Below are 12,658 nucleotides of genomic sequence, written 5' to 3' on the forward strand. Positions count from 1 at the left end.
ACACAATGGCCAAGCGCCTCGATCTCAAGGACGTCAACATCTACTACGGGGACTTCCACGCCGTGCAGAACGTCTCCCTCAAAGTGCCGCCGAACGCCGTCACCGCGTTCATCGGCCCCTCCGGTTGCGGCAAATCCACGGTGCTGCGCACGCTCAACCGGATGCACGAAGTCACCCCGGGCGCGACGGTCAAGGGTGAGATCCTCCTCGACGGTGAGGACATCTACGCACCGAACGTCGATCCCGTCGCCGTGCGCAGTACCATCGGTATGGTCTTCCAGAAGCCGAACCCGTTCCCGACGATGAGCATCGAGGAGAACGTCGTCGCCGGCCTCAAGCTCGCCGGTGAGCGCAACAAGACGAAACTCAAGGAGGTCGCCGAACGTTCACTGCGCGGCGCGAACCTCTGGGAAGAGGTCAAAGACCGCCTGGATAAGCCCGGTTCCGGGCTCTCCGGTGGACAGCAGCAGCGCCTCTGCATCGCTCGCGCCATCGCCGTCGAACCCGCCGTCCTTCTGATGGACGAGCCCTGCTCCGCCCTCGACCCCATCTCCACCCTCGCGGTCGAGGAGCTCATCGATGAGCTGAAGCGGGACTACACCATCGTCATCGTGACCCACAACATGCAGCAGGCCGCCCGAGTGTCCGACCAGACGGCATTCTTCTCCCTCGAGGCAACCGGCAAGCCCGGCCGCCTCGTCGAGGTTGGCCCGACCAACCGGATCTTCGAGAACCCGCAGGAGAAGGAAACCGAGGACTACATTTCCGGTCGTTTCGGCTAATCCTCGGCAAACGCGAAACCCGGGCCGCTCATCGTCACGATGAGCGGCCCGGGTTTTCCGTTCGCCGCGCCGGAGCCGGGGAGGTGGATTGTCAGTGCCCGCCCCGGGAGAAACGCCGCTCCAGTTCCTCGAAGCGTCGCTCGATGTCGGCCTCCGCCTCATCTTCGCGGCGCTTGGCCAGGTAGTCCCGCGGCATCAGACCGGTGGAGAGGTAGACGATACGACTGGCGACGTTCACCGCGTGGTCCGCGTAGCGCTCGTAGTAACGGCTCAACAGGGTGACGTCCACCGCCGCCGTGGTTGAGTACGGCCAGTCCCGCTTCGTCAGAACCGTGAACAAATGCTCGTGGAGGTCATCGACGGCATCGTCATCGGCACCGAAGATGAGGGCGACATCGACATCCGGGTCGATCAGGATCTCACGTACCTTCGCGCTCATCTCCAACGTGACCCGGGACATCTCCTCGAAGTAGCCAGTCAGTGGGCCGGGGATCGCCGGTTCCGGGTGCCGACGGCGGGCAGTTCGGGCGACGTGCTTCGCCAGAACACCCATCCGGTACATGTCCTCGACGATGTAGATGGAGGAGACCACCTGGCGGAGGTCTCGTGCCAACGGGCCCTCAAGGGCGAGCAGCTGCACTGCACGTTCCTCGCAGCGAAGCCGGACGACCTCGAGCTCATCAATGAGCGACAGTGCCTTCTCAGCGGACTGGAGGTCCTGTTTGAGCAGGGCGTCGGAAGCATTGCTCATGACGGAGTGGACCTGGTCGCACATGATGATGAGGTCATGGGCGAAGGCATCGAGGTGTTCCCGGTATGAGGTTCGCATAACAGCCACTATAGAGGCATCGCTCCGGGCCCGCCCGCCGTCCGGCGGGCCGATCCAACGCGGTCAACCGTGCGCTGCGAATGGACTATCCGCCGGAGTTCTCGATATCCGCGTCGATGGGGGCGGTCTCATCCTCGGGATCATCGAGCCAGCCTTCGGGAAGAACCACCTTGCCGGGTGAACCCTGCCGACCACGGGGCCCGTCCGCGTCATCCGGCAGCGCGTCTGAGTCGATGAGCGGTTCGAGATGGTCCTCCAGCTCCGATAGGGATGCGACCCCGGCCAATGCCCGCCGGACGTCGCCGCCGACGGGATATCCGCGGAGGTACCAACCGACGTGCTTGCGCAGGTCCCGACAGCCCTTGCTCTCCCCGTCGTGTTCCACCAGCAGTTCCGCGTGTCTGCGGATGATCGTCGCAACCTCGCCGAGCGTGGGCTGCGGGGGGAGCGGACGCCCATTCAACTCGGCGGACAGTTCCGCGAACAACCAAGGGCGGCCTAGGCAACCACGGCCGATGACGACGCCGTCACAGCCGGTCTCATCCATCATCCTCCGCGCATCGGACGCCGCGAAGATGTCACCGTTGCCGAGTACGGGTACGTCGGTGTCCGAGAGATGCTCCTTGAGCTCAGTGATACGCCCCCAATTCGCGCGCCCAGAGTAGCGTTCGGCCGCTGTCCTGCCGTGGAGTGCGACCGCACGGGCCCCGGAGTCCACGGCGATCCGTCCCGCGTCGAGGTGTGTGAGATGTTCCGCGTCGATGCCGACCCGGAACTTCACGGTGACGGGTATCTCGGTGCCCCGGGTCGCACGGACGGCCGCGGAGACGATGTTGCCGAAAAGTCGGCGTTTGTAGGGGAGCGCCGCGCCCCCGCCCCGCCGCGTTACCTTAGGTACCGGGCACCCGAAGTTGAGATCGATGTGGTCCGCCATGTCGCGGTCGACGATCATTCGGGCCGCGCGATAGGTGTACTCGGGGTCGGTGGTGAACAGCTGCAGAGAGCGCGGATCCTCGTCAGGTGCGAACGTCGTCATGTGGAGGGTCTTCTCGTTGCCCTCGACTAGCGCCCTCGCGGTGACCATCTCACACACGTAGAGACCTGCGACGCTGCCCATCTTCGACCGTTCTTGCTCACGACACAGCGTGCGGAACGCGACGTTGGTGACCCCGGCCATCGGGGCGAGAACCACCGGGGACTCGAGGGACAGCGGGCCGATCGTCAGGGCTGGGGTGGTCGTATCAGTCACACGCTCATTGTCCGGTGTGGGGCCCGTCGGGGCCAAACCAGGAGCGTCGCAGAAATGATACACCTCCTCCGGCAACCGGCCGGTCCGAACAGCCGGACCGAAAGGCGCCAGAGGAGACTGCGCACATGCAGGGGTGTTTGGGGGGTAAAATCATCCAGGTTGTCGGGGGAAAGTAGTGGATTCTGGGGGCAAAACGGGGGGCGGGGATGTATCGTAGTTCACGTAACTTGTATGCCGAAGGTACAGGTAGGTTGCAGGCTCCACACCGTTCTTCGGCAGACCGCTTCCCTGGACGCCGCTGGTCGGCTGACAGGCACTCAGGAGGAAAATTTATGTCCGAACGGATCGCAAACGCTCAGCTCAAGAGCAAGGTCATGTCGGCCGAAGAGGCCGCCCAATTCGTCAACGACGGAGACAAGGTCGGCATCTCCGGCTTCACCGGTGCCGGCTACCCGAAGGCCCTCCCTAAGGCCATTGCTGAGCGGGCGAAGGAAGAGCACGCCAAGGGCAACAGCTACATGATCGACCTGTTCACTGGCGCCTCCACCGCCGATGACTGCGATGGTGTCCTGGCTGAGGCAGACGCTATCCGTTTCCGCACCCCCTACCAGTCGGATCCGACCCTTCGTGGCAAGATCAACGATGGCACCACCTTCTACGCCGACTACCATCTCTCCGAGTCGGGTATGTACGTCGAGCAAGGTTTCTTCGGCCCGATGAATGTCGCCATCGTCGAGGCGACCCGCATTACCGATGAAGGCTACATCGTGCCGTCCTCCTCCGTCGGCAACAATGTCGAGTACCTGGACGCCGCCGAGAAGATCATCATCGAGGTCAACTCCTGGCAGTCCCCCGACCTTGAGGGCATGGCTGACATTTGGCGTATGCCGTCGCTACCGAATCGCATACCGATTCCGTTGACTGAGGCGGGCCAACGTATCGGCAAAACCTACATCGACATCGACCCGAACAAGGTCGTCGCCATTGTCGAGACTGACGCCCCAGACCGCAACGCCCCGTTCAAGCCCGCCGACGAGATCTCCCAAAAGATCGCTGGCAACTTCCTCGACTTTCTCGAGGGCGAGGTTCGTGCGGGCCGCCTGACCTACGACGGTTACGTCATGCAGTCGGGCGTCGGCAATGTCCCGAACGCCGTCATGGCGGGCCTGCTCGACTCGAAGTTCGAGAACATCAAGGCCTATACCGAGGTAATCCAGGACGGTATGGTCGACCTGATTGACGCCGGAAAGATGACCGTCGCCTCCGCGACCTCGTTCTCCCTCTCGCCCGAGTATGCCGAGAAGATGAATGCAGAGGCCAAACGGTACCGCAACACCATCATTCTGCGTCCGCAGTCGGTCTCCAACCACCCCGAGGTCGTCCGTCGACTCGGGCTGATCTGCACCAACGGACTGGTCGAGGCCGACATCTACGGCAACGTCAACTCCACCAACGTCACTGGCTCCCGGATGATGAACGGTGTCGGCGGTTCCGCGGACTTCACGCGTAACGGCTACATCTCCTCCTTCATCACCCCGTCCGAGGCCAAGGGCGGCGACATCTCCGCCATCGTGCCGTTCGCCTCCCACATCGACCACACCGAGCAGGACGTCAAGGTCATCATCACCGAATACGGCTACGCTGATCTCCGCGGCCTAGCACCGCGTCAGCGTGTGGACAAGATGATCGCCCTGGCGCACCCGGACTACCGTCCGCTCCTCCAGGAGTACTACGATAAGGCGCTGCACCTGGCCAAGGAGAAGAAGATGATGCAGACGCCACACGTCCTCTCCGAGGCGCTGAGCTTCCACCAGCGCTTCTTGGAGACCGGCTCCATGAAGAAGATGCCGAAGAAGTAGTTAATGGCAGTTCATTCCGAACGCCTGGGAACGGGAATCTTCCTAGGATTCCTTGATCAGTAGAAATGTCCCGGATGCCTTCACGAATGTGAGGGCATCCGGGACATTTCATATATAAGTCACTTTTCATAAGTGAGGAAATGTGGAGATGAAACGCTCTATCAAATTTGCGTATGTAGGAGGCGTAGGTTGAAAATATAGCAACTATGCTTCCGTCAACATAGGAAACTCATGAGAGGGGCTTTGTAGATGTTTAATATGGAGGGTATCGCAATACTGAATATATAGGTCACATATTAATCTATGTAGAAGCACTTCGAAAGTAAAATGTCTAATTCACGTTATCCAATGGCTTTAACGAATTTCCCCAGTTGATTGGGTTATGGATGGGACTTGCTCCCGGGCGTGTCCCGGGGGATGGATGCAGATCGTCGGGGGTTTCTTGCGCATGGTGCTCCAATGGGCAGGCTAGAGGCGGGGGTAGTTGGCGAGGTTTGGGGCGGGCTGCAGCGTAGATACCTGGCCTGTCGAACGGGTGTGTGTTGTAGGCGTGTGTCGTAAAGCTGCTGGCAGGGGGCGGTGATGTAGCTAACAGTGTTAGGGGTTTGGCTCTCTGGCAAGCGTTGTAGGGGTGATAACTTTTCTGGGGCTGAGCGTTAGGTTAAGATTCTGTCAAATCTGCCGTCGTGACGGGTCCATCGTGGCTCCGCCAGCCAGATTTCCAGTGTCGGAGCCATCAGGTCCGGCAAATGATGAATTGAGAGGGACTTATGACAAGATTACTGACCCGAATGGGTTCGGTATTGGCTTCAATTGCACTTTTTATTGCTGTGATTGTTGCAATACCGTCCCCGGCGAATGCGGTGGAAGGGGGTTCCTGGAAGGTAGGTACTATAGCGAAAAACGTTAATAGGGATGCTGTAAAGTTTGAGGCATTTACTAGTTCTTCGAGCAGGGTGACCTATTGTATTGATCCGGGATATGCGACTCCGAAGCTTAAGCGGAGGGGAGGCCAGGGGTATGGCCTACAAACGTTTAAGTATGACGAAATTCCAGCTCGAATAGGAAGGACTGACGCCAGTCTCCTGAAGAAAGTTGCCCTTGCGAGCGCCTATGGGTATTCAGATCAACATAAGGGGCTATTCTTTGGAGAAAAAGCTAACCAGTATTTAGGTGTTTCTGAAGAGTCGGCGCGGATTGCAACGCAGCTGGCTATTTGGTCGCTTACCAACGCGGATAGTACTGCTCCGGCTGATTATAATGAACAGCTGAAGACTGCGATTAGAGTATCTGGAGACCCAAAGGTTGGAATATATGCGGAGGCCATTGTTGCTGCTGTAAATGACGCCTTTAATACTGGCAACGTCCCAACGAACATCGTGATTCATTTCTTCCTCGAGCCTACCGACGGTTCGAAGGTTCATGTGCCGGGTAAGACGTCGTACAAGCAGAACTTCATTACCGCGTGGTTCGAAGGGCCGCCGACGACTTCAACAGTCGTTGTTCCACCCGTTACTGAGCAAACTCCCACGACGGTAACCACCACAGATACGACCACGGTTACTGCCACAGCTACGACAACGGCACCTCCGACGACAGAGACCGTTACGGTGACGACGACTCCGCCCACTCAAACCGTGGTGGTAACGACGTCGCCTTCTGCGACCACTGAGACCGTGACTGAGACGACCACATCAGTTCCGCCTGCTGCAACGACGACTGTTACGCCTGTCGCCACCACGACGTTGACGTCGACTGAGAAGACGACCCTTCCCGGTACGACAGTGACCGCTACGACGACGGCGCCTGGTACGACAGTGACTGCGCCGGGTACGACGACGACAACAACTGCGCCTGGTACTACGGCGACGATGGTTTCCAGTACTACTGTCACAGCGCCCGGTACCACGGTGACTTTGCCGGGCACGACCGCGACGACAACTGCACCGGGTACGACGGTCACCACGACGGCGCCTGGTACTACGGCGACGATGGTTTCCAGTACAACTGTCACCGCGCCCGGTACTACGGTGACCACGACCGCACCGGTTACCACAGCACCCGGGACGACCGTAACCACGACTGCGCCTGGTACGACCGCAACGACGACCGTACCGGCTACGACCGTGACCACGACTGCGCCTGGTACGACGGCAACGACGACCGTACCGGCTACGACCGTGACCACGACTGCGCCTGGTACGACCGCTACCGCGACGACGACGGCCACCGAGACGGAGACGACGACCGCGCCTGGTACGACGGCCACCGAGACGGAGACCACGACCGCGCCTGGTACGACGGCCACCGAGACGGAGACCACGACCGCGCCTGGTACGACGGCCACCGAGACGGAGACCACGACCGCGCCTGGTACGACGGCCACCGAGACGGAGACCACGACCGCTACCGCGACGACAACGGCCACCGAGACGGAGACCACGACCGCACCCGGAACGACGGCACCCGGAACGACGGTAACCATGACGACGACGGCTCCTCCCGCTACTACGACGGTCACGACGACCCCGCCGGCTCCGACGACTGAGACTGTCACGGAGACGAAAACTGTCACTCCGACGACGGGAACGGAGACTGTAGTGATAACGACGACTCTCACGGAGACTCCGTCGACGACTGAGACCGTCACGACCACGGCACCCGGCACAACGGTGACCGCACCGGCTACAACGGTGACCGCACCGGGCACGACGGTGACGGAGACGGCGCCTAGTGCGACGGTGACGGCACCCGGCACAACGGTGACCGCACCGGCTACAACGGTGACCGCACCGGGCACGACGGTGACGGAGACGGCACCCGGTACGACGGTGACGGCACCCGGTACAACGGTGACCGCACCCGGCACGGCAACGACGACGGCACCCGGCACGACGGTGACCGCACCCGGCACGACCGTGACGGCACCCGGCACGACCGTGACGGCACCCGGCACGACGGTGACGGCACCCGCTACAACGGCAACGACGACGGCACCCGGCACGACGGTAACCATCACGAGTGGAACCACCACGGTTGCGACAACGACTGAAGTCGCCGGATCCTCCGGATCTTCGGGTGCAATCGGTTCCGCAGGTGCTTCGGGATCTGCTGCGTTGGGTTCGGCTGCCCTGGGATCCACGGTTCTCGGTTCCTCCGGTCTCGCGGGAATTTTCGGTTCCTCGTCCGGCAGCGCAAACAAGTGCGTCTACGGTTCATCGAGCATCCTCAGTGTCCTTGGTTTGAGTTCACTGCTCGGCAGCGGTTCCGCTGACTGCACGGTGGGTGGATCTTCGGCTCAGCCCGGTGTTGGTGTCGGTTCGACCGGTACGGGCTCTAGCCCTGTTGTCGGAATTGGTTCGACCGGTACGGGTTCGAGCCCTGTCGGTGGAGCTGGTTCCTCGATTGGCTCCGGGTCCGCGAACGCCGCCGGCTCCGCTGCAGGTTCTGCTGCGTTGGGTTCGGCTGCCCTGGGATCCACGGTTCTCGGTTCCTCCGGTCTCGCGGGAATTTTCGGTTCCTCGTCCGGTAGCGCAAACAAGTGCGTCTACGGTTCATCGAGCATCCTCAGCTCCCTTGGTTTGAGTTCACTGCTCGGCAGCGGTTCCGCTGACTGCACGGTGGGTGGATCTTCGGCTCAGCCCGGTGTTGGTGTCGGTTCGACCGGTACGGGCTCTAGCCCTGTTGTCGGAATTGGTTCGACCGGTACGGGTTCGAGCCCTGTCGGTGGAGCTGGTTCCTCGATTGGCTCCGGGTCCGCGAACGCCGCCGGCTCCGCTGCAGGTTCTGCTGCGTTGGGTTCGGCTGCCCTGGGATCCACGGTTCTCGGTTCCTCCGGTCTCGCGGGAATTTTCGGTTCCTCGTCCGGTAGCGCGAACAAGTGCGTCTACGGTTCATCGAGCATCCTCAGCTCCCTTGGTTTGAGCTCACGGCTCGGCAGCGGTTCCACTGACTGCATGGTGGGTGGATCTTCGGCTCAGCCCGGTTCTAACGCAGGTTCGACCGGTACGGGTTCGAGCCCTGTCGGTGGAGCTGGTTCCTCGATCGGCTCGGGATCCGCGAACGCCGCCGGCTCGACTGCACTGGGTGCAGCTGTACTCGGTGCGGCGGCACTGGGTTCAGTTGCCCTGGGATCTGCGGTCCTCGGTTCCTCCGGTCCCGCAGGAGCCTTCGGTTCCTCGTCCGGTAGCGCGAACAAGTGCGTCTACGGTTCATCGAGCATCCTCAGCTCCCTGGGCTTGAGCTCACAGCCCGGCAGCAGCGCTGCCGATTGTGCTGCGGCTGGTTCCACCGGTACGAGCACCGGCTCTGCTGGTACAGGCGCTGGTTCTGCCAATGGCCTTGGATCCTCTGACACCAGTGCCGCACTGGGTGGATCGAGTGCCCTGGCCGCAGGATCGGCCGCGGCTGCGGTCGGTTCAGCAGCTCTGGCTGGTGGCGCAGCAGTAGGCTCCAACGCGCAGCCCCACGCAGGCGGCACCGGCTCCGCAGTCGCCAACGGCGATAGCGCCGGCGGTACGTCAGTACAGGGTGGTGTTGGCGGCGCCAACGCCGAGCAGCAGAACCAGGCCAAGCAAGGTCTCCTGGCTACCACGGGTGCGAACGTCACGTACGTTCTGCTCGGTGGTCTACTGCTCATGCTCCTCGGCGCAGCCTTCATCGCTGTCCGCCGACGTGAGAGCTAAGCTCATCACGCTGTAGCCCGAACCGAAGCCCCGGCCACTCCACGATCCAACGGAGTGACCGGGGCTTCGACGTGACCGAAGGTGCGGTGGGCTAGCCTGGCACAAACCCGGCAGTCGAGGACGACCCAGGAACCCCGCCACACAGTATTGAGCACAAGGAAAACCAACGACACCAGACTCAGCAGCGTAGATCAACACGCGCCAAGGAATCACAGCCTGATGGGACCACCGTGCATCGTGACGTTTCGAGGTGCGTCACATATCCTCGGATAAGAAATCACCGGACGAGGTAGTGAAGAATTTTCCGTGCGATAGACGGAAAATGCTGTCTAAAATTCGGACGCAAGCAGATCCTCAAGATCATGCAATCGGCCCAGAACCATCGTCGTGAACACCGCTCCCGCATCCCGAGAGCTACATATCGGTACATGAGCACTAGAGACCGACCCGATTCACGGGCCTCAACTGTCAGAGGTGACAGAGTCATCCCGACGTTCCACAACCGGTATAAACGGCTCAGATTTCGGAAGATGATGCCTTGTCGCTATACTTGGAAAAAGATCAGAGACGAGCCCAGTCTCCCGCTTGGGAAGCTGACTGTTTCTGAGAATAGTCAATCGCGGGCCTTTAGCTCAGTTGGTAGAGCTACGGACTTTTAATCCGCAGGTCGTGGGTTCGAGCCCCACAGGGCCCACCGCAGTGCCGCGCCACCACGACATACAGTCGGTGGCGTGGCCTTTTTCGTTGACTGACACCGGCCCCCGATAACGCGAATCGACTTCCTGGACACGGCCACGGGCGTCGTCATGTGTGACAACAGCTCCAATGCACCCGGTCGTCCTAATCTGGTAGCGGAGTCCCGGGGCAAGAGGGCTCGCGGAGTAGAGGGCACCGGTGCCGCCGCTGGCAGGCCCCCCAGGAAGCCCCGAGTTAAGAAGTCGCAACACCCCCTTCACCCTCGTGACGGAGCGGCGAGGTGTGCTCTGGCCCCGACGACCGTATATCGGGTGGATACAGCGAGCTCCCGAGAAGGTTTCCTGCATCGAAAGGCCGTCTTAAGGTCACAGTCCGGGAGGCGGTCGCGGATTGCCTCGAGTCGCGTTGAAGCCGAGTGGTCAAGAGTACCGACTGTGACGCCGATTCCGCCCGGCTGAAACCGGCGAGTCCTTGATTGGAGCTGGGTTCGGTATGTTCTCCGTGTTGTTGGGGCTCTTCTTTCGTGTTTGCCATTCATGCAGAGATGCGCTCCGCCACTCCGTCATCCTTGACGTACCTGCGTGGGGCCTGACGGCCCACGCACCGTAAGGGACCGGTACTCGGGTGCCTCGTACCCCGTTCGAGACGCAGTCAGGTGGTGATGGCCTGACCAAGTGTGGCTTAGTGCGGTTTGTCGGTCACACGAGTCCGCGTTTTGTCGACGGAGCGTTGGCGCCGTGAATAGCCGCTCTTTTAGCGCCTTTGAACTGCTGTTTTGTGTCGTGGCCGTTTGCCAAGTATATTCTGAACAAGCCGCTGAAAACAGTGAGAAATTGCTGCTTTCCAGTTGCGAGCTCCCATCGTCTAGGGGCCTAGGACACCGCCCTTTCACGGCGGCGACACGGGTTCGAATCCCGTTGGGAGTACCACTTTTCCGCGTGTTGGAAGAGTGTAAAAAGTTAAGGCCCTGTGGCGCAGTTGGTTAGCGCGCCGCCCTGTCACGGCGGAGGTCGCGGGTTCGAGTCCCGTCAGGGTCGCAAAACCCCGGTAGCTTTCAAGCTACCGGGGTTTTTCGTGTTCGCGTACTTATTCGAGCGCAGATGCGCAAGATCGGGGGCATGTCGGCTTAGGTTAAAAGTGCTGTTTGTACTGTGGATTTGTTCAAAATTCAGGTCCTGTGTAAAGTATCCTCTCGTGCAACGGGAACTTCCCGGGGTACAACATTAAGGCCCTGTGGCGCAGTTGGTTAGCGCGCCGCCCTGTCACGGCGGAGGTCGCGGGTTCGAGTCCCGTCAGGGTCGCAAGAATGTCTCCGGACATTCTTACGGCCAGATAGCTCAGTCGGTAGAGCGTCCGCCTGAAAAGTGGAAGGTCGCCAGTTCGATCCTGGCTCTGGCCACAACAACGCCCCCGGGTTCCCCGGGGGCGTTTTTGCGTATCTCACCCGGTATAGCTTTTTCATGCACAATGGAGGAATGAAGATGTTTCGTAGAAGCCCCTCCCAGATGAAGGCTGCCCTGGCAGCAGCTGCCGTAACCCTTGCCGTGTCGCTGGTGGGGTCGCCCGCGGTGGCGGCTGAATCGGCGAGCCAAGGTTTCAAGGGGGTGCCGGCCACCTCGTCCCTCCCCACGGTGCCCGGTGGTGAGCTGTCCCAGATCGCCCACCTCGATTTGAACGCATACCAGGGAACATGGCACCAGGTCGCAGCGGTCCCGCAGATCTTCAGCCTACAGTGCGCCCGCGACACGACGGCACAGTACACACTCACCGGTAAGGACACGGTGCGGGTGGTGAACTCGTGCACCGACTGGTTCGGCAACGCCTCCGGAATTGACGGACAGGCCAGGGTCACCGATCCGGAGACACAGGCGTCGCTCCGCGTCTGGTTCAACGGGGTACCGTTCCAAAACCCAGACGGCCCCACGAACTACCGAGTCACCTGGATGTCGGACGACGGGCGTACCGTGCTCGTTGGTAGCCCGAATCGAGCAAGCGGTTTCGTACTCTCGCGAGAGGTAGCCCTCCCCATGGAGAAGTGGTCGGAGGTACGTGACGTCGTCGAAGACAGGGGTTACAATCCCTGCACATTCCTCACCTCTCCGGTAACCGGGGGCCGCGAGGGCTATCAGCCTCTCTGCACGCTGTGAACCACGTTCGGCCGTCTATTGTCGGACCAATCTAAGTCAAGGAGGGAAACTAATGGCCGGAGTCGGACACCAGGTGACCCATGATCCGCAGAACCACCGCTACGTGATCACCATCGACGGTGCAGAGGTGGGCTACGCCGTCTATGTTCTTGAGTCTCCCGGCGATGACGCGCCGGCGGTGCGGGATTTCAACCACACCGTCATTGACCCCGGATTCCGGGGGCAGGGGCTCAGCTCGCCGCTGATTCGGTTCGCGCTCGAGGATACGCTCGGAGCGGATCTGACCTACCGCGCCACCTGCTCCGCGGTTGAGCACTTCATCGATAAGAACCCCGGATATGCGGATGGTCTCGCAAGGCCCGTCTAAGGGGAAAGGGAACGAAGAGAGGTGCCGCACCCGGTTTCGGGTGC

Annotated in this window: 8 protein-coding genes, 5 tRNA genes and 1 pseudogene; 11 read left to right on the top strand and 3 right to left on the bottom strand. The window is 61.1% G+C overall.

Features of this window, described 5'->3' with window-relative positions:
• Positions 1 to 5 precede the first annotated feature (5 nt).
• Positions 6 to 782 carry a phosphate ABC transporter ATP-binding protein PstB gene (gene pstB / locus JDV76_RS09145; RefSeq protein WP_198736587.1) on the top strand — a complete coding sequence of 259 codons (777 nt, stop codon included), beginning with the start codon at positions 6 to 8 and terminating at the stop codon, positions 780 to 782.
• Positions 783 to 873: 91 nt separating this feature from the next.
• Here pstB and phoU read toward each other — a convergent pair whose 3' ends face one another.
• Together phoU and dusB are read right to left on the bottom strand one after the other, a co-directional pair.
• A complete protein-coding gene (gene phoU / locus JDV76_RS09150; RefSeq protein ID WP_198736588.1) occupies positions 874 to 1,611 on the bottom strand; it encodes a phosphate signaling complex protein PhoU in 738 nt (245 codons plus the stop codon).
• 85 nt (positions 1,612 to 1,696) lie between these two features.
• Positions 1,697 to 2,860: a tRNA dihydrouridine synthase DusB gene (gene dusB, locus JDV76_RS09155; protein WP_336244253.1), complete on the bottom strand. Its 1,164-nt coding sequence runs from the start codon at positions 2,858 to 2,860 to the stop codon at positions 1,697 to 1,699.
• Between the two features lie 332 nt (positions 2,861 to 3,192).
• Between dusB and JDV76_RS09160 the strand changes: the two genes are divergently transcribed.
• Together JDV76_RS09160 and JDV76_RS13050 are read left to right on the top strand one after the other, a co-directional pair.
• Positions 3,193 to 4,719 (top strand): acetyl-CoA hydrolase/transferase family protein, encoded by a 1,527-nt coding sequence (locus JDV76_RS09160; protein ID WP_198736589.1) that lies wholly within the window; start codon positions 3,193 to 3,195, stop codon positions 4,717 to 4,719.
• A gap of 791 nt (positions 4,720 to 5,510) precedes the next feature.
• Positions 5,511 to 5,975: pseudogene (locus JDV76_RS13050) on the top strand (thioester domain-containing protein); the annotation flags it as partial.
• 374 nt (positions 5,976 to 6,349) lie between these two features.
• Here the strand turns inward: JDV76_RS13050 and JDV76_RS09170 are convergent.
• The gene (locus JDV76_RS09170) at positions 6,350 to 7,861 is read right to left on the bottom strand and encodes a hypothetical protein (RefSeq protein WP_198736590.1); all 1,512 of its coding nucleotides are present in this window, start codon (positions 7,859 to 7,861) and stop codon (positions 6,350 to 6,352) included.
• Here JDV76_RS09170 and JDV76_RS09175 point away from each other — a divergent pair.
• From JDV76_RS09175 to JDV76_RS09210, 8 genes are all read left to right on the top strand, one after another.
• Positions 7,836 to 9,404, top strand: coding sequence for an LPXTG cell wall anchor domain-containing protein (locus JDV76_RS09175; protein WP_198736617.1), 1,569 nt, complete (start codon positions 7,836 to 7,838; stop codon positions 9,402 to 9,404). The two genes, JDV76_RS09170 and JDV76_RS09175, sit on opposite strands and share 26 nt — an antisense overlap.
• 621 nt (positions 9,405 to 10,025) lie before the next feature.
• A tRNA-Lys gene (locus JDV76_RS09180) sits at positions 10,026 to 10,098 on the top strand.
• A gap of 855 nt (positions 10,099 to 10,953) precedes the next feature.
• Positions 10,954 to 11,029: transfer RNA gene (locus JDV76_RS09185), tRNA-Glu, on the top strand.
• 34 nt (positions 11,030 to 11,063) lie between these two features.
• A tRNA-Asp gene (locus tag JDV76_RS09190) sits at positions 11,064 to 11,137 on the top strand.
• A gap of 190 nt (positions 11,138 to 11,327) precedes the next feature.
• Positions 11,328 to 11,401, top strand: a tRNA-Asp gene (locus tag JDV76_RS09195).
• Positions 11,402 to 11,426: 25 nt separating this feature from the next.
• A tRNA-Phe gene (locus JDV76_RS09200) sits at positions 11,427 to 11,499 on the top strand.
• A gap of 82 nt (positions 11,500 to 11,581) precedes the next feature.
• Positions 11,582 to 12,247 (top strand): lipocalin family protein, encoded by a 666-nt coding sequence (locus JDV76_RS09205; RefSeq protein WP_232959199.1) that lies wholly within the window; start codon positions 11,582 to 11,584, stop codon positions 12,245 to 12,247.
• A 52-nt stretch (positions 12,248 to 12,299) separates the two neighbouring features.
• The gene (locus JDV76_RS09210; protein WP_198736591.1) at positions 12,300 to 12,614 is read left to right on the top strand and encodes a GNAT family N-acetyltransferase; all 315 of its coding nucleotides are present in this window, start codon (positions 12,300 to 12,302) and stop codon (positions 12,612 to 12,614) included.
• The last annotated feature ends 44 nt before the right edge of the window (positions 12,615 to 12,658 follow it).

Source organism: Corynebacterium marambiense (assembly GCF_016342275.1).
Lineage (GTDB): Bacteria > Actinomycetota > Actinomycetes > Mycobacteriales > Mycobacteriaceae > Corynebacterium > Corynebacterium marambiense.